This is a genomic window from Kribbella qitaiheensis, from assembly GCF_014217565.1.
Lineage (GTDB): Bacteria > Actinomycetota > Actinomycetes > Propionibacteriales > Kribbellaceae > Kribbella > Kribbella qitaiheensis_A.
Genome location: NZ_CP043661.1, coordinates 649,504 through 674,325, shown reverse-complemented (window position 1 = coordinate 674,325; position 24,822 = coordinate 649,504). Strand labels below are relative to the sequence as shown.

The window sequence follows — 24,822 nt, the reverse complement described above, 5'->3', positions numbered from 1 at the left end:
TCAGAGCACGCTGAGCCCGTACATCTCCCCCAGTGGGTCGGAGATCAGCTCGATCCGGGCGCCGTCCGGGTCGCGGAAGTAGATCGAAGTACCGCTCTCCTCCTCGTACTCCACTCCCGCCGCGTCCAGATTGCCCCGCAACCGCTCCCAGTTGGCCGGCTCGACCGAGATCGCCAGGTGATGCAGCCCACCGAGCACTTCGGCGTACGGGCCGAGGTCCAGTCCCGGGAAGTCGAAGAACGCAAGCAGGTTCCCGTTCCCGATATCGAAGAAGAAGTGGTTCGACCCCTCGTAGTCCCGGTTCCCGACGATCTCCGTCAGCGGAAACTCCAGCACTCCTTGGTAGAACTTGACCGTCCGCTCCACGTCAGCACACAGCAACGCAGTGTGATGCAGCCCGCGCGCCGACGACCCCTGCCCCGCCTTCAGGTACTCCGCCCTGATCCGCTCCCGCTCCCCCTCGATCCCTGCCAAATCAACATCCACCATCGTCCCCACCCATCCCCTTGAAGATCGAACAACCCCATCGAACACCCCCTCCCACCCGATGTGAATTCCCCCCATGTTCTTTGCTACTGTTCTCCGGTCAGCACCGCTCCGGCGGTCAGACCACTCGTCCGGGTGGCGGAATAGGCAGACGCGCTAGCTTGAGGTGCTAGTGCCCTTTACGGGGCGTGGGGGTTCAAGTCCCCCCTCGGACACTGAAACGGATGTTGCAGAAGAGGCGACACGAGAGATCGTGCCGCCTTTAGTGTCTGTGTTGTTGGTATCGGTTTGTGGCGGGTCAGCATGTTGCTGACGACAACGATCTGATCACGGATTAGATCGCCTAGCTCGCGGCCGAAGGTGCTTGGCTGGCTCATGAACCGGCGGGGGGTACTGAAATTGACCGCTCTCCGCAGGTTCCGGCGAAGAGATTGGTGAGGGCTGTCTTCTCGGCCGTGTTGATGCTGAGGCTCCAGCGGTACTTGACGGCTGTCCAATGGATCGCGTAGTCGCAACGGACTGTGGTGAGGGGCGGCAGCCATTCGGCTGGGTCCCGGTCGCTCTTCGAGGCGTTGACGTTATCGGTGACCGCGTCCAGGGACCAGGCATAGTCGAGATCGTTCGCATAGCGGGTGCGTTTCGCGGTGGTCCAGGCGCTGGCGCCGGAATCCCAGGCCTCCTTCAGCGCGACGACATGGTCGATGTCGACGTCGCTCGGGTTGGTCCAGCTGGCACCGTCATACCACGAGTTCCAGTTGCCGGAGATCACCTTGCAGGCGGTGCCCAGCACGGGCGCCGACGTGGACTCGGAGATCAGGATCTCCTCGCGAGAATCACAGGAATCCCCATCGGCATCGATCCAGTGAGGAAAGAGCGACCGGTCATAGCCGACGCTGACCTCTGCCTGAACCGTCAAGCCGGCCAACAGATCGTTCGCTGTGATCGTTGCCGCGGCAGCCGGTGCGGGCTGAGTTGCCTGGACCAGAAAAATGAGCAGGAAGAGCGATGTGAGGGCCGCGAAGCGGCGGCGGGCTGAGGCAAGGGCGGTGCGGGAAGCCATGTTTCCTCCGGGTCTTCGACTTCCCGCACGTTATCGCCGTGAGCCAGGCCTCACTGGAACTCCATCAAAGATCTGTCAGTACGACGATCTCGCGCTTATGCGGCAGTGGTGGCGACAGCCGGCTGCGTCTCCTTGACGGACGAGCCGGAACCGCGTCGAGCCATCCGGCGCAGGACAACCGGTGCATACGCAAAGCCGATCACGGCCCATACGCCAAGCACACCGATGGTCTCCAGATGACGCCACGAGCCGCCGATCTCGGCGACCGCCATCGCATCGGGAAGTAGGGCAGACCTCATGCCCAGCCCGAGCCAGTACACCGGGAACACCTGCCCGATCCACTGCACCCATTCAGGAAAAGCCGTGATGGGGTAGAAGATCCCGGAGATACCGATCAGGCCCATCACCGGCAGCATCACCAACCCGAGGCTCTGCACACTGCCGAACACGGCTCCGATGACGGCACCGATCGGCAGGGTCGCGATCAGACCGAGCGCGATGATGCCGATCAGCGTCGCCCAGGCCGAGAAGCTGTCCACCTGAAGGTCACCGAACAGAAGGACTGAAGGGATCAAGATGATCAGCAGCGAAGCCGTCGTGATTCCCGCCCGGCTCACCATCTTGCCGATGAAGTAGCCGATCGTTCCGTTCGGAACGGCCTTCATCCGCAACAGAGTTCCGTCGTCCCGGTCCGTGGTCAGCCCCAGCGCCAGACCCATCAGACCGGTGTAGATGATGCTCATCCCGACGATCCCGGGCACGGACTGCAGCCCGATGGAGAAGTCGGTGCCGGGCACGTTCTTGTCCCTTAGCGCATACATGACGCCCACCGCGATGATCCACGGCCAGACCTCTCCCGACAGTTCCCACGGGCTGGCGAGCTTCTTCCGCAACTCGATCCAGCCCCGGTCCAAACCTGCTTGAACCGCGACGATCCGGGGGCTCACTGGGTCACCTCCGGCAGCGTCGACGTGTCGGTCCATTGACCTGCCTCGAACTCGCGGACCATTGTCATGTAGATGTCCTCCAGGCTCGGCTTGTGCACCTCGAGATCACCGATCTCGTCGCCGTGCTCGGCGAACAGTTGGCGCACGAAGGCGGTGGCGTCGTCAGCAGTGTCGACGTGAGACTGGCCGTTGCGGCTGTACTTGATCTCGGCTTGACCGGCCACCTGGCGGCCCAGCTCAGCCGCCGTACCATCAGCCATAATCCTGCCGCCGGCGAGGATGACGATCCGGTCCGAGAGTTTCTCTGCCTCGGCAAGATCGTGAGTGGTCAGGAGGATCGACGTCTCTCCCAGCCCGGAGAGTTGATGCACCAACTCGTGAAACTCCTGCCGGGCCTGCGGATCGAACCCGACCGTCGGTTCGTCCAGGAACAGCAGTTCGGGCTTTCCTACGATCCCGACGGCGACGTCGAGCCTGCGTCGCTGACCGCCCGAAAGACGGCCGATCCGCGCCGTAGCTTGCTTCGTGAGACCGACCAGTTCCATCAGTTCATCCGCCCGGTACGGCCGGACTCGGTCGGTGGTGGAGTACGGCGCGTAGTAGCGGCCCAGGTGGTTCAGTAGCTCGCGTACCTGCCAGGTCCCATGATCGCGCCAGGATTGCAGGACGATGCCGATCCGCGACCGCCATTGCTCGTCGCCGTTCGCCGGGTCGATGCCGAGCACCTTGACCTCCCCGGCCGAACGCAGTCGAAATCCTTCGAGAATCTCGATGGTCGATGTCTTCCCCGCGCCGTTCGGTCCGAGCAGGGCCAGCACCTCTCCGCGCTTCACCCGGAGGTCAACGCCGCAAAGTACATCCTTCGCGCCGTACCGCATCCGTAGATCCACCGTCTCGATGACGAACTCGGTGTCCAGTCGCCCGGCGTCTCGCGGGGCGGCTTCATGCGTGGCCGACACCACCATGACATCTCCTTCTGCAGTTGGTCTGTCACACGCTGTACTAGGTACTGCCTCACCTATCGAAACGGCCGCGTAGTTCGCAGCATGTCGTGCATGGGCGTGAACGTGTTCCGTCGCCGCGGCATGGCCGGCCGCCCGCGCCGCAGCCTTCGCTGAGGCATCACGCACCGCGACTGAGCGGAAGCGCGATCTGCTGGATTTGCTCGGGGGCTCTTTCGAGCTGCCAACTGCGCTCTTGAGTGACCGCGGTCTTACCTGTTGAGGTTCCCGCCAGCTCGGCTGCCTTCCCCGCAGAGGTCGCGGCGTAGGTGCCCGCGTGCGGAGCGTGGGTATACACGTGGGCGGTGGCGGCCGCGTGACCGGCCGCACGGGCCCGCCGCCGTCGCGGCGGCATCCGGCGCTTCCCTCGCGGCCGCGTGCGCGGCGAACGCGGCCTTGCGGGCATCAGTCATCTTCAGCTCGCCACGCACCCACGCCCGGCCCGCCTCGATCGCCTCGCGCGGTCGAGCGTCGTCCGGTACGACTCGCTCGAAGTTCCCCAGCACGTGTTCCGCGCAGGCTGTGGCCCAGATCGCAAGTGCTTGATGAAGCTGTGGATCGAGCGCCATCGTGTCCCCCTCCTCGTCCGTCCCCGGCGGGGCGGCAGCAAACACTTCTATCGGTTCTGACACTTAGTATCCAACTTCTGACTGGGGGTATCGCAACGAGGAGAGGGCCTGCGACCTTCGCGCCGTTCAGCCCGCGTCGGCGGCCATCGCCTCGCGCAGGCTCCGGGGTCGCATGTCGGTCCAGTTCTCCTCGATATAGGCCAGGCTCTCGGCCCGTCCCCCCGGGCCGAAGACCGCCCGCCAGCCGGCCGGGATCTCCGCGAACACCGGCCACAGCGAGTGCTGGTTCTCGTCGTTGACCAGGACGTGGAACTCGCCGTTCTCGTCGTCGAAGGGGTTCACGCTCATCGGTCGTCTCCATTCGTTGGGGTCTGTTCGTTGCGACGCCGTCCGTCGGTCAGGAATCCGTTGATCGTGTTGCTGATCCCGGCCGCGTTGGCGGGCCAATACATCTCCTGGTGGGTGCAGTCCAGATCGATGCGCCGCACCTCACCCTCGACGTGCTTTTGCCAGAGCACGTCGAACTCGATCTCCAGCTCCCGCTTCTCGCGGTTCGACGGATCGAGTAGCGCGTTGAAGAACGCCACCTCGCCGCGGAAGAGCGGAGATTCGTAGTTCTGCATCAAGACGGTGTGCTCGACCAGGATCGACGAGGCGGTCTGTACGAGGAACGGATACTCCTCCATCCCCGACAGGTGTCCCATGTAGTTCGCCAGGAACTCCCGCACCATCGCCTCGTCCGGTGCGTCGAACTTGGCGAAGTGGCTCGCTGGAACACAGTCGAGCAACGCCAGGAGGGCCACCTCGTGACCGCGTCGCTGCAGCTCCGCGCCCATGGCGTGGGCCACAGTGCCGCCGAACGACCAGCCGAGCAGGTAGTACGGCCCGGTGGGCTGAATGCTGAACACCTGCTCCAGATAGTCGTCGACCATCTCCTCGATCGAGGACGGCCGGGCGGACTTTCCGTCGAACCCCCGAGCCTGTACGCCGTACATCGGATGGCTCTTGTCCAGGTGCGGCGCGAAACCCATGTACGGCCAGCACAACCCGCCTCCCGGATGGAGCCACCACAGCGGCGGCCGGTCACCGTCGGTCCGAATCGGCAGCACGACGGCGAACGGGTCCTCGAAACCGCCTTCACCACCATCGATGAGCTGCGGGGCGAGCTCCGCCACCGTCGGGTACTGGAACACCGTCCGGATCGGCACCTCGACGCCGAGCTCCTCACGAATCCGCCAGATCAGCCGGATCACCCGGAGCGAGTGACCGCCCCGCAGGAAGAAGTCGTCGTCCAGGCCGACTCGGTCGACACCCAGGATCTCGGCGAAGAGACCGGCGACCTTCTCCTCCAGCGGAGTGCTCGCCGCACGATACTCACCGGTGGCCAGGTCAGGCTCGGGCAGTGCGGCCCGGTCGACCTTGCCGTTCGCGGTCAGCGGCAATCGATCCATTACGACGATCTCTGTCGGGATCATGTACTCCGGCAGCCGTGCGGACAGCTCCCGCCGAAGCTGCGACGGAAGTTTCGACGCCATCCGCGAGACGACCGGCGCGTTCGCCAGCTCGCCCTGTGGAGGCCCTGCCCGATAGACACCGTCGTACTGAGGCGCCCCGCGATCGGCCAGCAAGATCGCTTCGAAACGGCTCGAGCCTTCAGCCGACCAGGTGCAGTAGACGAGCAGGTCGCGGTCAGATCCCCATTCCTCCACCTGCGCCGGGTCCAGACCACCGCGGCTGTCGAAGGGCTGCCCCTCCCCCGCAGCCTCACTAACCAGGCGTAGGTTCGGGATCCCGGTCACTCGGAGCCTGCCACCATGGCGGGCCAGTTCCTGCTCGACATCCGGCAGCGACCGCGCATCGGTTCCCCATGCGGCGGTTGGCAACGCATCCAGACGCAATGGCGAGGCCGGCTGCTTGTGAAGCACTACTTCGTACCGGTGCCGGGTCAGCTCGTTGTGATAGCTCCCCTGCTTGAGCCGGATGTCGACCGCGACGCCGTCCTGCGTCGATGCCCAGGCGGTGAAGAACCCTGGGTCCAGCGTCAACTCCTTCTCACCGAGCAGCGCACGCTCGACCGCTGCTTGCAGGACGGCACCGGCGTCTCCCGGATGCTGCGCGCGATGCACCGCCGTACGAAAGGCTCGCAATGTGGCGTGGTTGCGAACGTCGCCGACCACGATCCGGCCACCCGGAGCGAGCAGGCCCACCGCGAGATCGAGCGCCCGAGTCATGTAACCCGCGTCTGGAAAGTACTGGACGACCGAGTTCAGGATGATCGTGTCGAAGTACTCCGTCGGCAGCCCACTTGCGTCATCGGCCGACTGCGCTCGCAAGGTCACCTTGTCGGCCAGCGCAGGGTCCGCGCCGACCTGCACGCGGAGCCGCTCGACCACCGGGGCAGAGAAGTCCGTGCCCCAGTACTCGTCCACCAGCGACGCGAGCGGGCCGAGCAGCAGACCCGAACCGACACCGATCTCCAGCACCCGGCGCGGCTCCAGCTCAACGACCCGCTGCACGATCGCCTCACGCCACAAGACCATCTCCTCCAGCGGGATCGCGTCGTTCGTGTACGACCGGTTCCACCCGGTGAAGTCATCGCCGACGGCGTTCTGGTCGACCTCGGTCTCGCCGTACATGACGTCGTAGATCTCACGCCACTCGTCGACCTGACTGACGGCGTCCCCATCCGAGGCGGCGGTCCCATCCGGTACGACGTAAGCGACCAGGCTCCGCTCGCCGAGACTGTCCTTGCGCACGACGGCGACCGCCTGCGCGACGCCGTCCTGCTGCCGAAGAACCGTCTCGACCTCGCCTGGTTCGACCCGGAAGCCGCGCAGCTTGACCTGGTCGTCAGCACGACCGGCGTACTCCACCATCCCGCTCGAGTTCCAGCGCGCCAGGTCGCCCGTGCGGTACATCCGCGCGCCGGGTGGCCCGAACGGATCGGGCACGAACCGCTCGCTGGTGAGTCCGGGCCGACCGAGATAGCCGCGGGCCACTCCGTCGCCGGCCACGTAGAGCTCACCCACGACGCCCGACGGTACCAACTTGAGCCGCTCGTCCAGTACGAACAATCGGCTTCCCTGCATGGGTTCGCCGATGGGTAGCGGGTCAGTGCAGGATTCCAGGTCGCTCACTCGATAGCGAGTGGCGAACGTGGTGATCTCCGTCGGACCGTAGCCGTTGACAACCACGACACCCGGGCAGCTCTCCAACACCCGCCGTACGGCGGTCGGCGAGAGCACATCGCCACCGGCCCACACCTCGGAGACCTGCGCGAAGCATTCGGGTTTCTGGTCGGCCACCACTGCGAACAGTCCGGCGGTCAGCCAGAGACCGGTGATCCCATGATCGGTGATCAGGTTGGCCAGGTCAGCCGTCGCCAGTCGACCCGCCGGTGCGAGAACTGCAGTACCTCCATGCAGGAGCGGAGCCCACAACTCGTAGGTCGCGGCATCGAATGTGTGCGGTGAGTGGACCAGTACGCGGCGGTGCGCGTCACCACTCCAGCATTTGTCGAGGGCGAGGTCGATCACGTTGCGATGAGTCGTCTCGACGCCCTTGGGATGGCCGGTCGAGCCGGACGTGAACATCACGTACGCCGCACTCGCGCCGGCGCCGCGGTAGCCAGCGGGCGCCGTGTCCGGGTAGCAGTCCAGGATCTCATCAGCCAAGTTTTCGGACAGCGTCACAGTCGGTGTGACATCGGCGAGCACGAACTCGACGCGTTCGGCCGGGTCAGCGGGATTCACCGGCACATAGGTCGCTCCGGCCTTCAGTACTCCGAGAATGCTCGCGATGAGCAGGGGCGACCTCTCGAGTGCGAGGGCCACCCGGCTCTCCGGGCCGGCGCGGTGATCCGAGAGGTAGTGCGCGATTCGATTCGCCCAGCGATCCAGCTCGTCATACGTCCAGGCCGTGTCGCCGGAGACCAGAGCGATCGAATCCGGCTGCAGACGTGCCTGCTCTGCGAAGAGCGAGTGGACCGTGCCGTCCACCGCGGCACTGGCGCGCTCTTGGCCTGACCAGCGTGCCAGCAGGGTCCGCTCGCTGTCGCTGAGAATGTCCGCCGCCGCGAGCGGCGCAGCCGGCCTCGCGACCAACTGCTCCAACAGATGCCGCCATCGGTCCAGCAGCAGTTCGATCGTCGTGGCGTCGAACAGATCGGTCGCGTACTCCGCGACGCCGGTCAGTCGTGCCGACCCGTCTTCCTCGTTCCGCTCGGTCAGGCTCAGGAACAGATCGAATCGTGAGGTTCCCAGCAGGACCGGCTCGTGGGAGACCGCGAGCCCCGGCAACGCGAACGCGGGGGCCTCGTTGTTCTGCAGCGCCAGCGAGACCTGGAACAGCGGGTGATGCGCGGTCGACCGGACCGGGTTGAGCACCTCGACCAGGTGCTCGAAAGGAATGTCCTGGTGGTCGTAGGCAGCCAGGCTCGCTTCGCGAACTCGGCCGATCAGCTCCTCGAAGCTGGGGTCGCCCGAAGTGTCGGCGCGGAGTACCCAGGTGTTGACGAAGAAGCCCACCAGATCGTTCAGTGCCTCGTCCGTACGACCCGCGATAGGTGAGCCGATCGGTACGTCGGTGCCGGCGCCGAGCCTCGTCAGCAACGCGGCGAGACTCGCCTGCAGAACCATCGAGACGGTCGCGCGGGAGTCGCGGGCCAACTGCCGGATGCCGGCCGTCAACGGCTCGCCGAACTGGAACCACGACAGGTCGCCGGCATGTGAGGCGACGGCCGGACGGGCCCGGTCGGTCGGCAACCCGACCGCGATCGGCAGCTCGGCCAGCTGGTTCGTCCAGTAGTCGAGTTGCCGCTGGTACAGGCTCTCGGCGTCGTTGCGGTCACCGAGCAGCTCGCGCTGCCACAGCGTGTAGTCCGCGTACTGGACCGGCATTGGCTCCCACTCCGGCTCGCGTCCCTCGCTGCGTGCCTCGTAGGCGGTCACCAGATCGGTGGCCAGCGGGCCGAGCGACCAGCCGTCCGCCGCAATGTGGTGAACAGGAATCATGAACACCGACTCGTCCGCCCCCAGCCGGAACAGCCACGCCCGCAGCGGGATCTCCGAGGACAGATCGAGTGGTTCCGATGCCGCGTCGCGCAGCGCCTGGGCCAGCTGGTCCTCCGTGATATCGCGCTCCTGCCACGGCACCGACGCTTCGGTCGCGGCCAGGACCTGCTGGAACGGATCGCCATCAGCCTCACCGAAGATCGTCCGCAACGACTCGTGACGGGTCACCACGTCCTGGAGCGCCTGGCGGAGAGCGTGGGCGTCGACGCCGCCGCTCATCCGCAGCGCCAGCGGCATGATGTACGTCGCTGACGGCCCCTCGAACCGATGGATGAACCACAACCGCTGCTGGGCGAAGGACACCGGCACCCGATCCGGGCGATCGCGCTTCTCCAACCGCAGCCGGACCTCTGCGTCCTCCGACAGGTACGGCGCCAATCGCGCGGCCGTCGGTGCCTGGAAGACGGCCCGAATCGGAATCTCCACTCCGTGCACGGACCGCACCCGACTGACCAAGCGAGTCGCCAGCAGCGAGTGACCGCCGATGGCGAAGAAGTCGTCGTCGGCCCCTACCCGGCTGAGACCGAGCACCTCGGCGAACAGCGTGCAGAGCGCCTCTTCCTCCGGGGTGGCCGGCGCACGGCCACCGATCGCAGCGATGTAGTCCGGCGCCGGTAGCGCACGCCTGTCCAGCTTGCCGTTCGGAGTGAGCGGTACCGAGCCGATTGCCACGACGGCCGAAGGCACCAGGTACTCCGGCAGCTTCTCCTGGAGATAACCGCGCAGCGTGGTCAGTAAGGTGCCGATGCCGCGTGCGGCAGCCGGGTCGTTGATCGCCGGTCGCTGTCCGGCGGCGCAGACATACGTACCGGTCAGCGCGCGACCGGCGAATTGGCCCGAGGGCGTCAGCACAGCGTCGAACTGGTCGACAGCTTGCGGCGACCACGTCAGCAGAACGTCCCATCCCAGCTCGGTCGCCCATTTCTGGAGGACAGCAGGGTCCAGACCCGGCACACCGGAAGAATCTGTTGCCTCCAGCCCCAATTCACGCGCGGCAGCCGCCTCGTCCGCGAGCCGGGCATTGGGGATACCGGTGACCCGCACGGGGTCATTGCCAGACACCATCTGCTTGAGCCGTTCGAGATCTCCCGGCCAAGAGACGGCCGGCCAACTGCCACCGTCCTTCAATTCATCCACAGACACCTTGTGCAGCACGACCTCGTACCGGTGCCGGGTCAGTTCATTGTGGGCGTCGCCATCCTTCAACCGGATGTCAAGTCCCGCTCCTGCCCGCTCGGCCCAGCGGACGAACCACTCCGGGTCGACCACCAGCTCCTTCTCGAGCAGGACTGCCTGCTCGACGGCCGCACGGGCAAGCCCGGCCCCGGCACCTGGGTGCTGAATCCGATGTACGCCGGTCTGCAGCAACGCCAGCGACGCCCTGCGCCGGATATCGCCGAGCACAATCCGGCCGTCCACCGCGAGCAACTCCCACGCCGAGGCCAGCACCGACTCCAGGTAGGCCTCGTTGGGAAAGTACTGCGCGACGGAGTTCACGATCACCGTGTCGAACGTGCCCTCTGGTAGCCCGCTGACATCATCAGCCGGCTGGCACCGCAGTTCGACCTGGTCCGCGAGACCGGCCTGCGTGACCTGCTGCTGCAGCCGGTCGATGACGGCCGGCGAGAAGTCCGTGCCCCAGTACTCGTCGACGCCGCTCGCGATGTTGGCGAGCAGGAGTCCGGAGCCGACACCGAGCTCGAGCACCCGCCGAGGCGACCAGGAAGTCACTTGCCGCACGGCCGCATCGCGCCAGGCGCGCATCTCCGCCAGCGGAATGGCCTCACCGGTATAGGTCGACTTCCACAGGTCGAAGTCCTCGCCCCACTCCTCGTCGGCAGAGTCGACGTAGGCCTGGTCGTAGACGACCTGCCATTCCTCGACCTGCTGGGCCGCGCCTTCTTCGGTTCGGCTGTCCCGGGCCTCCGGAGTGATGTAGGCGACGAGACGTACATCCCCGGGCTGGTCCTCGCGAGCGATCACCACGGCTTGGCGTACTCCGGCATGGCCCGCCAGCGCGTGCTCGATCTCCGCCGGCTCCACCCGGAATCCACGGATCTTGATCTGCTGGTCGGCACGGCCGACGAACTCCAGTTCACCGCCGACCTTCCACCGAGCCTTGTCGCCGGTGCGATACATCCGCGCACCCGGTACGCCGAACGGGTTCGCCGCGAACCTTTCTGCGGTCAGTCCCGGCTGCCGGTGATAGCCACGAGCAACTCCGGCACCGGCGATCCACAGGTCGCCGGCCACGCCGATCGGCACCGGTTGCAGCGACTCGTCCAGCACGAACACCTGCGTGTTCCCGATCGGCCGGCCGATCGTCGGTGCGACGCCTGCGATCACGTCGGCAACCGTCGACCAGATCGTCGTTTCCGTCGGCCCGTAGAGGTTCGTCACCTCCGCCGCGTGCTTGCAGAGCACCTCCGCCAGCGCCGAGGGCAACGCCTCGCCGCCGGTGAGTACCCGCAGACCGGCCAGCCGCATCGGGTCATGACTGACGAGCATCTGCCACAGCGCGGGAGTAGCCTGCATGACCGTCACGCCGGACTGCTCGATCAGCTCGAACACCACCGACGGCTGTGAGATCTGCTCCTTGTCGGCCAACACGACAGCGGCGCCCGCAAGCAGCGGCAGGAACACTTCCAGCCCGGCGATGTCGAACGAGATGGTCGTGACGGCGAGCTGCCGATCTTCCGGTGACAACTCGAACCGTTCCTGCATCGAGGCCAGGAAGTTCACCAGGGCGCCGTGCTCGATCACCACGCCCTTCGGCGTACCGGTGGAGCCGGAGGTGTAAATCGCGTACGCCGTGTTCGCCAGCGTCACTGGGATCCGCGGATCGTCGTCAGGACAGCCGGTCAGATCCAGCTCGGCCCGCCGCTGCTCATCGAGGACCAGGACGGGCTCGGAGTCCGTTACCACATGCCGGACTCGGGCCTCGGGGTAGTCGGGGTCGATCGGGACGTACGAACCGCCGGCTTTCAGAACCGCCAGTAACGCCACTACCAGTTCCACCGACCGCGGCAAGACGACCGCGACCCGCGACTCAGGCTGGACGCCTTGCTTGATCAGCCAGTGCGCCAATTGGTTCGCACGGCGGTTCAGATCGCCGTATGAGATCGATTCTTCGCCGTACACCAGCGCTACCGCGTCAGGCGCAGACTGCACGCGGCGCTCGAACAACACCGGCACCGTCGCGGGCTCCACTGTCAACGAGGTGCCGTTCCAGCCGCTGACCAGCCGATCCCGCTCCCCCGGGCTCAGTACGTCGACCGCTCCGATCCGCACCGACGGGTCCGCCACCACCTGCTCGACCACTCGGACGAAACGCGCAGCGATTTCCTCCACGGTCGATCGGTCGAACAGGTCGGTCGCGTACTCGATCCCCCCGACCACCGCACGACCGGACTCGTCCGGCGACAGGTTGAAGAACAAGTCGAACTTCGCCGTGCCCGTCGACACCGGCTCCACCGAGACCTCGAGCCCCGGCAGGTCCAGCTCCGGCCGGACGTTGTTCTGCCAGGCGAACATGACCTGGAACAACGGGTGATGAGCCGTCGACCGCTCCGGCCGCAACAGCTCCACCAACCGCTCGAACGGCACATCCTGGTTGTCGTACGCCGCCAGCGCCTTCTCCCGTACGCCGTCCAGCACCGCGCCGAACTCTCGGTCCGGCGCCAGCCGCACCCGCAGCGCCCAGGTGTTCACGAAGAACCCGACCAGGTCGTTGAGCCCCTCATCGGTCCGTCCCGCGATCGGCGAACCGATCGTCAGGTCGTCGCCACCACCCATCCGGTGCAGCAAGACCGACAGGGCAGCCTGGAACACCATCGACACAGTCACTCCGCGAGCCCGCGCCAACTCCTCGACCGCACCCAGAATCTCACCAGGCAGGCCGAACTTCACGGTGCCACCCCGGTAGCTCGCCACCACCGGCCGAATCCGATCCGACGGCAACGCGAGCGGCTGCGGAACGCCCTCCAACTCGCCACGCCAGTACTCAGCCTGGACCGATAACAAGCTCGCCGGGTCGGTCTCGTCACCCAGCAGGTCCCTTTGCCAGAGCGCGTAGTCGGAATACTGGACGGGCAACTCCTCCCACTCCGGTACTACGCCTGCCGCGCGGGCTCGGTAGGCAGCTGACAGATCCCGGGCCAGCGGAGCCATCGACCCACCGTCACCAGCAACATGGTGAATCACCAGCGCCAGAACGAATTCCTCGGACCCACAACGGAAGACGCACGCCCTGATCGGGACATCAGCGGACAGATCGAATCGGTAGCCCGCCACTGAAGCCACCAGTCCGGCTACGCCGTCCGGATCGACGTCGATCACCGGGACATCCAGCCGGACCGCGTCGACTGCCAGGATCTGCTGGTAGGCGTTGCCGTCGGCATCCTCGACGATCAGGGTGCGCAGACTCTCGTGCCGACCGATCACGTCGTGCACGGCGGCCACCATCGCGTCGATGTCCAGCCGGCCTCTGATCCGCAAAGCGGCGGGCAGGTTGTACGTCGCGGACGCGCCTTCGAGACGGTCGATGAACCACAGCCGCTGCTGCGCGTAGGACAAGGGAATCATGGTCGTCATCTACCTTTCAGTCATCCGGCGCAGTGGCTTCCGGACGGAGGCCGACAGGTCCTTGCAGCGCAGCGCCAGCCCGGCGACCGTGGGCGCGGCGAACACTGTTCTGATCGGGATCTCGACACCCAGCACGATGCGTGCCCGGGCGACGAATCGGGTGGCCAGCAGCGAATGCCCACCGAGGGCGAAGAAGTCGTCGTCCACGCCTACGCGCTCGACTCCCAGTACCTCGGCGAACAACCCGCACAACAGCTCTTCCTGCGGCGAGCACGGAGCCCGATAGGCACCGCCGCCGAATTCCGGTCGCGGCAACGCCACGCGATCCAGCTTGCCGTTAGGCGTCAACGGCAGCGCCGCCAGGACGACGATCGCCGAAGGAACCATGTATGCCGGCAACCGGCCGCCTACGACCGCCCGCAACTCCTCGACCACTGGCGCTGAGCCTTCATCGGCTGGCGTCACGTAGGCCACCAACCGCACATCGCCCGGCTGGTCCTCACGAGCGATCACCACGGCCTGACCGACCGCAGGGTGGCCGGCCAGTGCGTGCTCGATCTCTGCCGGTTCGACGCGGAAGCCGCGGATCTTGATCTGGTGATCGGCCCGGCCTACGAACTCCAGCTCCCCGGCGGTGCTCCACCGGACCTTGTCGCCGGTGCGGTACATCCGCGCCCCGGGTACGCCGAACGGGTTCGCCACAAACCGCTCAGCCGTCAGCCCCGGTCGGCCGTAGTACCCACGAGCCACTCCGTCACCGGCAATCCACAGATCGCCCGGGACGCCGGCGGGCACGGGCTGCAGAGAGTCGTCCAGAACGAAGACCTGGGTGTTCCCGATCGGATGGCCGATCGTCGGAGACACGCCGGGCACCACGTCCGCGACGGTCGACCAGATCGTCGTCTCCGTCGGCCCATAGAGGTTCGTCACCTGGGCCGCGTGTTTGCCCACCGCCTCGGCGAGCGGCGCCGGTAACGCCTCGCCGCCGGTGAGTACCCGCAGGCCGGCGAGACGAGCCGGGTCGTGGGTGACGAGCATCTGCCACAGTGACGGGGTCGCCTGCATGATCGTCACGCCGGACCTCTCGATCAGATCGAAGACGACCGACGGCTGCGCGACCTGTTCCTTGTCGGCCAGAACGACCCCGGCTCCCGCGAGCAGTGGCAGGAACAGTTCCAGCCCGGCGATGTCGAACGCGACTGTCGTGACCGCGAGGAGCCGGTCATTCGAGGTGAGCTGGAACCGGTCCTGCATGGACACCAAGAAGTTCACCAGCGCGCCGTGCTCGATCACCACGCCCTTCGGCGTACCGGTCGAGCCGGAGGTGTAGATCGCATAGGCCGTGTTCGACAGGGAGACCGCGACCTGCGGATCCTCGTCGCTGCAACCCGCCAGCTCTGCCTCGGCCAGCCGTTGCGCGTCGAGAACGAGGACGGGTTCGCAGTCCGACACCACGAACTCCACTCGCGCCGCAGGATAGTCCGGGTCGACCGGTACATAGGAACCGCCGGCCTTCAAGACGGCGAGCAGCGCGACAACCAGGTCGATCGATCGCGGCAGCAGCACAGCGACTCGCGCTTCGGGCTTCACACCCTGCTCGATGAGCCAATGCGTCAACCGATTGGCTCGCCGGTTCAGTTCCCCGTAAGACGCGGACTCCTCGCCGTAGCTCAGCGCGATCGCCTCGGGCGCGTTCTGCGCCTGCCGTGCGAACAGCGCCGGCACCGTCGCCGGCCCGACGTCCACCGCCGTGTCGTTCCACCCCCTGATCAGCCGGTCGCGCTCCCCCGAGCTCAGGACGTCGACCGTCCCGACCCGGATCGCGGGATCTGTCACAACCTGTTCGACGACCCGGACGAACCGCTCCGCGATCTGCTCCACACTCGCGCGGTCGAACAGGTCGGCCGCGTACTCGATGCCACCGACCACCGCCCGGCCGGAGTCGTCCGGTGACAGGTTGAAGAACAGATCGAACTTCGAGGTCCCGGTCGTCACCGGCTCCACCGAGACGTCGGCACCCGGCAGGTCCAGCTCAGGCCGAACATTGTTCTGCCACGCGAACATCACCTGGAACAAGGGATGGTGCGCCGTCGACCGCTCTGGCCGGAGTAGCTCAACCAGTCGCTCGAACGGCAGATCCTGGTTGTCGTACGCCGCCAGCGCCTTCTCCCGTACGCCGTCGAGCACCGCCTCGAATCCACGCTCCGGGACAAGTTGGACCCGCAGTACCCAGGTGTTCACGAAGAACCCGATCAGGTCGCTCAGCCCGTCGTCGGTCCGCCCGGCGATCGGAGAGCCGATCGTCACGTCATCGCCACTACCAAGGCGATGCAGCAGAACTGCCAGCGCCGCCTGGAAGACCATCGAGACCGTCACCCCGCGGGCGCGGGCCAACTCCTCCACACCGGCCAGGACCTCGCCGGACAGCGTGAAGTCGACGATCCCGCCCCGATAATTCGTGACCGCCGGCCGCGACCTGTCGGTGGGCAACGGCAACGGCTGAGGGATACCCTCCAGCTCACCGCGCCAATAGCCGGCCTGCATCGACAACAGGCTGCCTGGGTCAGACTCCTCCCCCAACAATTCTCTTTGCCACAAGGCGTAGTCGGCGTACTGCACTCGCAAGTCCGCCCACGCCGGTACGACGCCACCGACACGAGCGCGATACGCCACCGACAGATCCCGGGCCAGCGGCGCCATCGATCCACCATCAGCTGCGACGTGGTGGATCACCAGCACCAGGACGTGCTGATCCACACCACTCTGGAACACGCACGCCCGCAGCGGGAGGTCCAACGACAGGTCAAACCGGTAGCTCGCCGCCGACGAAACGGCAGCCGCTTCGGCATCGGGCTCGATCCGCCCTCGGTCCTCCCAGGACAGCTGAACATCCTGTGGGTCGATCACCAACTGATAGGGAAGACCGTCGATCTCACCGAAGACGGTTCGAAGAGCCTCGTGCCGGGTCACCACGTCACCCAGCGCCGCACGCAGCGCGGCCGTGTCGAGCTCCCCGCTGAACCGCAGCAACTGCGGAATGTTGTAGGTCGACGACGGCCCCTCGAACCGGTCGATGAACCAGAGCCGCTGCTGCGCAAAGGACAGCGGCAGCGGATCCGGCCGAACCGCCGGCCGGAGATCCAGCCGGGCACCAGTTGAGCTGCTCAGTTCCGCGGCCAGACCAGCGACCATCGGTTGGGCGAACACCGCCCTGATCGGGATCTCCACCCCCAACACGGTCCGGGCTCGCGCGACCAATCGCGTCGCCAACAAGGAATGCCCACCCAGCGCGAAGAAGTCATCGTCCACTCCGACTCGCTCGACTCCGAGCACATCGGCGAACAACCCACACAACACTTCCTCCTGCGGCGTGCTCGGAGCCCGATAGACCCCGCCCTCGAACTCCGGCTCCGGCAGCGCCGAGCGATCCAGCTTCCCGTTCGGTGTCAGCGGCAACGCCGCCAGCACGACAACCGCCGCCGGCACCATGTACGCCGGTAGCCGCGACCCGACCAACGCCCGCAACTCCTCGACCACCGGGGCGGCGTCCTTGGACTCCGGAGTCACATAGGCGACCAAGCGCACATCGCCCGGCTGATCCTCTCGTGCGATCACCACGGCTTGACGCACCGCGGCGTGGGCGGCGAGCGCGTACTCGATCTCGGCCGGCTCGATCCGGAAGCCACGGATCTTGATCTGGTGGTCGACCCGTCCGACGAACTCCAGCTCACCCTCGGGGGTCCACCGTGCCTTGTCGCCGGTGCGGTACATCCGCGCCCCGGGCTCGCCGAACGGATTCGGTACGAACCGTTCTGCGGTCAGCCCGGGCAGCCCGTAGTACCCGCGAGCCACGCCGGAACCCGCGGAGTACAGCTCGCCAAGGGTCCCGGGCGGCACTGGCTTGAGGCCAGGTCCGAGTAGGTAGAGCTGCATGTTGCCGAGCGGTCCGCCGATCGGCAGACTGGCGCCCTGGGTCCATTCCTGGCCCGGCTCCAGCGTGAAGGCCGTCGTGTAGAACGTCTCGCTCGGGCCGTAGGTGTTGATGATCCGGAGGTCTGGCAGAACTGCCCGCGCCCGCTCGATCAACGCGGTCGTCAGCACCTCACCTCCGAGGACAACGGTGCCGACCTCGAGCCGTGCCCCGACCTGATCGACGAGTTCGGCAAAGGCGGAGGGGACGGTGCTGATCACGCCGCCCCTCCAGCGGTCACGTTCACCGACCACCAGCACGTCTCGGACCAGCTCGACACAACCACCCGAGCAAAGCGTGGCGAACAGCTCCCAGACCGAGATGTCGAACCCGACTGAGGTGCCCGACAACAACTTGGACCCGAGTGGTTCGGCCAGGTAGTCGCACATCCGGAGTACGGAGTTGACGAGCACTCGCTGGGTTTGGGCGACGCTCTTGGGCGTGCCGGTCGTGCCGGAGGTGGTCAGCACGTACGCGAGGTTGTCCGAACGCAACGGCCGGATGCGATCGAGATCGGTGGGGTCGCTGTCGCGTCCCCCGGCAGCGCTGAGCACATCTTCCAGATACAGCCACGGTACGTCGGTGTCCGGGATGAGCGCGTCGGTCTCGGCGTCCGTGACGAGGAGCATCGGCCGGGTCGAGGCGAGCGCGGTGGCGACTCGCTGGCTGGGGTAGTTCGGGTCGACCGGAAGGTACGCGGCACCCGCCTTGACGACGCCGAGCAGTCCCACCAGAAGCTCGACCGTGCGCGGGAGTGCCACGGCGACGACCGAGTCAGGCCCGACGCCTCGATTGATCAACTCGTGCGCGAGCAGGTTCGCCTGCCGGTGCAGCTCCCGATAGGTAAGCGACCGACCGACCGCTTCGACGGCAATCGCGTCTGGAGTCCTCAATGCCTGCTGCACCAGGAGGTCTGGAACGGTCACATCCGGCAGATCGACGGCAGTGTCGTTGACCACCCGGATCAGATGGTCGCGCTCGTCCTCGGCCAGCACGTCGATCTCACGCACAGCCGTCCGGGGATCGGCGGCCAACTGCTGCAGAACGCGGCTCAGTCGTGCCGCGATCCGGCCTGCGCCGACCTCGTCCAGTACATCGCGTTGGTACTGGAAAGTCAGCCGCAACTGCGGGTCGGCAGCGGCCAGCAAGGTGAGGGCGTAGTGCGTCGACGCGTGCGGGCGGATGCCCGTCACCACGATCCCCGAGGACGCGGTCGCCTCGGTGAGGCCGGCGCGGTCGACGGGGAAGGATTCGAAGACGACCAACGTGTCGAAGAGAGTGCTCAACCCGGTCGACCGCTGGATGTCCCCCAGCCCGTACTGGTTGTGGTCCAGCAGCGCCGCCTGCGCGTTTTGCACCCGGTTGAGCAACTCCGCCAGGGAATCACCCGGAGTGCACCGGACCCGCACGGGCACGGTGTTGATGAAGAGGCCAATCATCGCGTCGACACCGTCGAGGTCGGCGGGTCGGCCGGCGACCGTCGTACCGAACAGGACGTCATCTCGGCCGGTGAGTTCGGCCATCACCAGTGCCCAGCCGACTTGAACCACCGTGTTCAGGGTGACGCCGACCTCGGCCGCGCGCTGCGAGAGCAGAACGGCGTTCTCGGCAGACAGCGAGACATCGAGCTGGCCGACCCCGCCGATCGGAGCAACCAGCTCCGGCGCGGTGATCGCCGCCGACAGCAGAGTCGGCTCCTGCAGCCCTTCAAGCTCCTTGGCCCAGGCACGCGCCCCGGCTTCGCGGTCATAGCGGGACAGCCAGTGGAGGAAGTCCCGGTAGCTTCGCCCGGCTGGCACCGCTGCGGCGTCGACGCCGTACAGGCGGATGAGTTCCTGCATGATGAGCGGTAGCGACCAGCCGTCGAAGAGGACGTGATGTGCGGTCAGCACCAACTCGGCTCGGTCCGGCTCCAGTATGACCAGGGTGAACCGCAGCAACGGCGGCACGGCCGGATCGAAGTGGGTGTCTCGCTCCTCGGCGAGGATCCGCTCGAACTGGTCGTCACGGTCGGTCGCTCCGCGGAGGTCAACGGATCGCCACGGCACCTGCAGACCGTCGACCGGCACCTGCACCTTGTCGCCGGTGAAGATCGGCACGAAGGCCGTGCGGAGGTTCGGGTGCCTGTCGAGCATGGCCTGTGCCGCTGCCTGCAGAGCAGCTGGTTCAACCCGGCCGGCCAGGCGGAACACGAACTGGGTCTGGTACGCGTCGAACGCCGTACCGGCGAGCATCGAGTGGAACAACAAGCCCGACTGCAGCGGAGTCAAAGGCCAGACATCGGCGATGTCGCCGTACCGGTCCTGCCAGGTGTTCAGCTCCCGTTGGGTGACGGCCACGAGGGACACGTCGGACGGGGTGATCCCCCTGCCGCCGTTCTGCACGTTTTTGGCCAGCCCTTGCAAGGCTGCGACCCACAGCTCGGCCAACTGGTCGACCTCGTCCTCGGCGATGACACCGGCGGCGAAGGTGAAGAGCGCGGTGAGCTGTTCCCCTTCCGCGCCGGTGGTGACGACCGCGTTCAGCTCCAGCGCCGACAGCAGTGGCATGTCCGGTGATGGGGTGGCGACCAACTCCGGGCGTTCGGGAGCCAGCGGCCAGCCACCATCGAGCGAGTCGGCGAAGGCGAACCGTCCCAGATAGTTGAAGCCGATCTCGTCCGCCGGATATTGCCTGAGAACCGCGGCCGTTTCGGGATTGGCGAACCGCAGCAGGCTGTAGCCGATGCCCTTGTCCGGTACAGCGCGGAGCTGTTCCTTGACTGCCATCAGCGCGGTGGCCGCGGCCTTACCGCCGCTCACCGCGTCGGCGATGTCGATCTTCGAGACATCCAGTCGCACGGGATGCAGCGTCGTGAACCAGCCGACCGTCCGGGACAGATCGGCTCCGGGCGCAACCTCCTCTTCGCGACCGTGACCCTCCAACCGGATCACCGCGGCGTCGGCACCGCGGCCTGCGCCCTGGCGCTTGCGCAGCGCGAGGACCAGCCCGGCGAGCAGGACGTCGTCGACGCCACAGCGGAAGGCCGTTGTGACCGAGTTGAGCAAGGTCGAGGTGAGTTCGACGGGGACCTGAACCCGGATTGTCTTCGCCGTCTCGGTGAGGTCGACGTCCGGATCCAGTGGACGGCTGCCGACAGGCATCGTCGGCCCCTCGAGTACGTCCTTCCACAGCGCGAGTTCGGCAGTCCTCGCGGGACGCATCGCTTCCTCGTCGAGGGCATGCAGCCAACGCCGCACCGACGTGGTCACGGCCGGAAGGGCCAGCTCGGTCCCCGCGCGGGCCGCTCGCCAAGCTGCTGCCAGATCTGGCAGCAGCACTCGCCAAGAGACACCGTCGACGATCAAGTGATGGGCGGCCAGCAGAAGTCTGGCCGGCCCTCCATCGGCGGCCTCGAACCAGACGGCCTGCAGCATGATCCCGGCGGCCGCATCGATCCGCCGCACTGCGGCCGCGGCTTCGGCTTCCAGCCGCGCAGTCCATGAGCCCGAATCCCAGTCACCGTCCCACCGCACCCGGGTCAGCAACTTTTCCGCATCGATGGTTCCAGCCGGGCGAACGACGAGACCGCCGTCGGCCGGCCACGCGCGCAGGATGTCGTGGCAGTCGAGAAGAGAGCCCAAAGCAACGACGAGTTCTTCGCCGGTCACCTCGGTTGGCACCTGCAGCAAGAGCCACTGAGTCAATCCGTCGAGACCCGGGCCACGCTCGGCCACCAACCTGGCCATCGGAGGCAGCGGCATCCAGCCGACCCCGCCACCATCGAGCTCATCGAGCACCTGGTGCTCGGCTTGCTGACCGACGCCTTCGGCGAGCGCGGCCACCGTACGGCGCTCGAAGACGTCGCGCGGACTCACCACCAAGCCACAGGCACGAGCCCCAGAGACCACCTGGATGGCCCTGATGCTGTCGCCACCGATGGTGAAGAAGTCGCTGTCAAGACCGACTCTGGCCAGCCCGAGCACCTCGGCGAAGACCTCCGCCAGCGCCCGCTCGTCCGACGTACGGGGTGCCCGGAACGGCTCCCCCGCGAACTCCGGTGCCGGTAACGCCGACCGGTCGAGCTTGCCGCTGCCGGTCAACGGGAGCCGGTCGAGGAACACGAACGCCGCGGGGACGAGATGGCCGGGAAGGCGGGCAGCGAGGAAGGTTCGCAGCTCGCCCGCGGTCAGCCCGGCCCGGAAGTCGAGGTCCCCGTCTGCGTTGCCGATCCCGCCGGCAGCGACCGGGATCACGTAAGCGACCAACTGAGCGCCATCGGCAACGTCACGGGTCTCGCGTGCGATGACGGTCGCCTGGGCCACCCCGCCATGCTGGGTCAGCGAAGCCTCGATCTCGACCGGCTCTACCCGGAAGCCACGGACTTTCACTTGCTGATCCGCCCGGCCACCGAACTCCAGCTCGCCGTCCGCGTTCCAGCGAGCAAGGTCGCCGGTGCGGTACATCCGCGTGCCCGCCGCCCCGAACGGGCAGGGGACGAAACGCTCCGCTGTCAACACCGCCCGGCCGTTGTAGCCACGGGCAAGCCCCTCGCCGGCGATGTAGAGGTCACCGGTCACGCCGGGCGGCACCAGCCGCAGCGAGCTGTCGAGTACATAGAGCTCGGTGTTCCAGATCGGTTGGCCGATCGGCACGACTGTTGCCCCGGGCACGCACTCCCAGGACGTCACGTCCACGGCGGCTTCGGTCGGCCCGTAAAGGTTGTACAGCGGGACCCCGCCTACGACCTGATGGAACCGCTCGGCCAAGTCCGGCGGTAGTGCTTCACCACTGCAGACCACCCGGCGCAGGCTGCTGACGGACGCTGTGTGCTCCACCCGCAGGAACTCGGCCAGCATCGAGGGTACGAAGTGCAGGGTGGTCACCTGCTCCCGGTCGATCAGTTCGGCCAGATAGAACGGGTCGCGCTGCCCGTCCGGCCGGGCGACGACCAGGGTCGCTCCGGTGATCAAGGGCCAGAAGAATTCCCAGACCGAGACGTCGAACGACGACGACGTCTTCTGCAGCACCCGGTCGGCGGCGTCGAGCCCGTACTGGTCCTGCATCCACAGCAGGCGGTTCACGATCGCGGCGTGCGACACCACGACGCCTTTCGGGCGTCCCGTCGAGCCGGACGTGTAGATCACGTATGCGGGGTTCGAACCCGCTACCGGTACGTCCAACACCGGCCCGTCGTCGAGGTCAACGCCATCGATCACCAACGGGGTGGTGTCCGTTTGCGGAAGCCTGTCGGCCAGTGCCTGAGTCGTGAGCAGCAGAGCCGGGTCCGCGTCATTCAGCATCATCTCGATGCGGGTATCGGGGTAGTCCGGATCGACCGGCAGGTAGGCGCCACCAGCCTTCAGGATCGCGACCAGCGCGACGACCAGTTCGAGCGAACGCGGGATCGCGACCGCAACGAACTCCTCCGGACCGGCGCCCTCAGCGGCGAGCAACCGCGCGAGCCGGCCACCTCGCTCGGCCAGTTCGCGATAGGTCAACGACGTGTCCTCGAACCGAACGGCCACAGCGTCCGGCGTGGCCGCCGCCTGCTGGTCGAGCAGCTCCGTCAGCGTGCTGCCGGACCTGCTGACCTGTTGCCCGCGCGAGGTGGCGAGAACCTCCGCGCGCTCGGTGGCATCGACATCGGTGAGATCCGCGACCTCGGCCCGCGGATCTGCCATCGCGATTTCGAGGAAGGCGGCGAACCTGTCGGCCAGGGCAGCCACATCTCCGCCGGAGTAGAACGCGGCAGGTGCGTCGAAGCGGACGTAAAGGTCGCTACCGGGCTGTCCGTCGTCGTAGGTGGAGACCATCACCTCGTCCAGGGCGCCGAACGCACCGCCCACGAAGCGCGCCCGGCAGTCGCCGAGCTGGAGCCCTTCGATCTGAGGGATCACGTTCACAATCGGCCCGAACGGACTCCTGGCGGCACCCGCCTGACCGGTCGCTCGCTGAATGAGCGACAGCTGGTGGGTTGCGTGCCGAAGCAGTGACCGACGTTCCCCGACGATCGCTTCGGCCAGTTGGGCCAGCGTCCCCCGGCGCGGGATCTCGACCCGCAGCGGAAGGATGTTCGACAGCAACCCGGGGGCTCGCCGCGTCGCGGCCAGTCGGTTGTTGACGGTGAACGAGAACAACGGCCGCGAACTGTCGGACAGACTGCCGAAGAAGGCCACCGAGGCGGCAACGAGCAGGTTCGCCACCGAACTTCCCGACGAGTCGGCTGCCGCGGCCCACTGCTCGGCGACCGCGGCCGGGACGGCACGCGTCGCGCTGATCATGCCGAGCGGCTCGGACAGGTCGTCCCAGCCACGCACCTCGTCCGCGATCTGGATGCTGTCGGTAACTTTCGGTGGCAGTACGCCGGCGGGCAACCGGGCCGGCGCCGATTCGGCCGCCAGGTAAGCGACCCAGAACTCCTCGTCCTTGGTGAACCGGGAGGACGCCCGGTAGTCACTGTCCTTGTCGACCGCGACGGCGACCTCGGCAACTGGCAGGGCTGGAGCCGGTTGGCCGGTGTTCAGCGCCGTGTAGAGCTCCGCGACCCGTTGCGACAGGAGGTTGATGACGCCGAACGCGTCGGTGACGATGTGGTGGAAGACCAGCACCACCAGGGACCGCGTCGAGCTGAGACGGACCGCGCCCAGCCGCAGCAGAAGATCCCGGGCCAGATCGAACTTCCGGCTGACCTGAGCACGGACGAAGTCGTGGGCGTCGGCCGACGGATCGCTGACGTCACTGACATCGAGGAAGAAGGGCGACCACTCGCCCGGGTCCCTGGCCACCTGCCGGACCTGCGTGTCGTCGCGCACGAAGCTCACTGTCAGCGGGCCCACCTCGGCCACCGCACGCCGCAGCGCCACTGCCAGAAGATCCGGATCGAGATCGCCCGCCACATCCCAGATGATGGCCACGTTGTTCGGCTGGTCGGGGGCCAGTTCCTGCGCCAGGTACATCGCTTCCTGCGCTGGCGTCACACCCCAAGAACGCATACGGACAACTCCTACTCAGGTCGCCTGAAAGAGCATGTGGCGTTCCCGAGTCTCGTAACGGCACCGAGATGGGTCAACCGGCCTGACAGACCTGCGCCAGAATCACGAACCACTAGCCCGAGTGGCCTTATCTGATCAAATATAAAGTGCCGGCGCGGC

9 protein-coding genes, 1 tRNA gene and 1 pseudogene are annotated in these 24,822 nt (G+C 66.8%); 1 reads left to right on the top strand and 10 read right to left on the bottom strand.

Features of this window, described 5'->3' with window-relative positions; all coding sequences use genetic code 11:
- Positions 1-489 (bottom strand): VOC family protein, encoded by a 489-nt coding sequence (locus F1D05_RS02860; protein WP_185445873.1) that lies wholly within the window; start codon positions 487-489, stop codon positions 1-3.
- Positions 490-615: 126 nt separating this feature from the next.
- On the opposite strand from F1D05_RS02860, the gene F1D05_RS02855 reads away from it, so the two are divergent.
- Positions 616-701: transfer RNA gene (locus F1D05_RS02855), tRNA-Leu, on the top strand.
- A gap of 158 nt (positions 702-859) precedes the next feature.
- On the opposite strand, the gene F1D05_RS02850 is transcribed toward F1D05_RS02855, so the two are convergent.
- From F1D05_RS02850 to F1D05_RS41765, 9 genes and pseudogenes are all read right to left on the bottom strand, one after another.
- Positions 860-1,546, bottom strand: coding sequence for a GmrSD restriction endonuclease domain-containing protein (locus tag F1D05_RS02850; protein ID WP_185445872.1), 687 nt, complete (start codon positions 1,544-1,546; stop codon positions 860-862).
- A gap of 95 nt (positions 1,547-1,641) precedes the next feature.
- Positions 1,642-2,493 (bottom strand): ABC transporter permease, encoded by an 852-nt coding sequence (locus tag F1D05_RS02845; protein WP_185445871.1) that lies wholly within the window; start codon positions 2,491-2,493, stop codon positions 1,642-1,644.
- Positions 2,490-3,458, bottom strand: coding sequence for an ABC transporter ATP-binding protein (locus F1D05_RS02840; RefSeq protein WP_185445870.1), 969 nt, complete (start codon positions 3,456-3,458; stop codon positions 2,490-2,492). Before F1D05_RS02840 ends, F1D05_RS02845 begins: the two co-directional genes overlap by 4 nt.
- Before the next feature lie 33 nt (positions 3,459-3,491).
- Positions 3,492-3,623 (bottom strand): annotated as a pseudogene (locus tag F1D05_RS42775) (putative immunity protein); the annotation flags it as partial.
- The gene (locus F1D05_RS42770; RefSeq protein ID WP_428994993.1) at positions 3,616-3,792 is read right to left on the bottom strand and encodes a hypothetical protein; all 177 of its coding nucleotides are present in this window, start codon (positions 3,790-3,792) and stop codon (positions 3,616-3,618) included. The pseudogene F1D05_RS42775 and the gene F1D05_RS42770, both read right to left, overlap by 8 nt.
- Complete coding sequence (locus F1D05_RS02835; protein WP_206686059.1) at positions 3,707-4,063, bottom strand: putative immunity protein; 357 nt, start codon at positions 4,061-4,063, stop codon at positions 3,707-3,709. Before F1D05_RS02835 ends, F1D05_RS42770 begins: the two co-directional genes overlap by 86 nt.
- Positions 4,064-4,189: 126 nt before the next feature.
- Positions 4,190-4,411 carry an MbtH family protein gene (locus tag F1D05_RS02830; protein ID WP_185445869.1) on the bottom strand — a complete coding sequence of 74 codons (222 nt, stop codon included), beginning with the start codon at positions 4,409-4,411 and terminating at the stop codon, positions 4,190-4,192.
- Positions 4,408-13,728 carry a non-ribosomal peptide synthetase gene (locus F1D05_RS02825; protein ID WP_185445868.1) on the bottom strand — a complete coding sequence of 3,107 codons (9,321 nt, stop codon included), beginning with the start codon at positions 13,726-13,728 and terminating at the stop codon, positions 4,408-4,410. The genes F1D05_RS02830 and F1D05_RS02825 overlap by 4 nt, the downstream gene beginning before the upstream one ends.
- Positions 13,729-24,663, bottom strand: a complete 10,935-nt coding sequence (locus tag F1D05_RS41765) for a non-ribosomal peptide synthetase (RefSeq protein ID WP_185445867.1) — start codon at positions 24,661-24,663, stop codon at positions 13,729-13,731.
- Positions 24,664-24,822 lie beyond the last annotated feature (159 nt).

Excerpts from the sequence above, each read along its gene's own strand:
- F1D05_RS02860 (WP_185445873.1), bottom strand. The coding sequence starts at position 489 with ATGGTGGATGTTGATTTGGCAGGGATCGAGGGGGAGCGGGAGCGGATC.
- F1D05_RS02850 (WP_185445872.1), bottom strand. The coding sequence starts at position 1,546 with ATGGCTTCCCGCACCGCCCTTGCCTCAGCCCGCCGCCGCTTCGCGGCC.
- F1D05_RS02840 (WP_185445870.1), bottom strand. The coding sequence starts at position 3,458 with ATGGTGGTGTCGGCCACGCATGAAGCCGCCCCGCGAGACGCCGGGCGA.
- F1D05_RS02835 (WP_206686059.1), bottom strand. The coding sequence starts at position 4,063 with ATGGCGCTCGATCCACAGCTTCATCAAGCACTTGCGATCTGGGCCACA.
- F1D05_RS02830 (WP_185445869.1), bottom strand. The coding sequence starts at position 4,411 with ATGAGCGTGAACCCCTTCGACGACGAGAACGGCGAGTTCCACGTCCTG.
- F1D05_RS02825 (WP_185445868.1), bottom strand. The coding sequence starts at position 13,728 with ATGACGACCATGATTCCCTTGTCCTACGCGCAGCAGCGGCTGTGGTTC.
- F1D05_RS41765 (WP_185445867.1), bottom strand. The coding sequence starts at position 24,663 with ATGCGTTCTTGGGGTGTGACGCCAGCGCAGGAAGCGATGTACCTGGCG.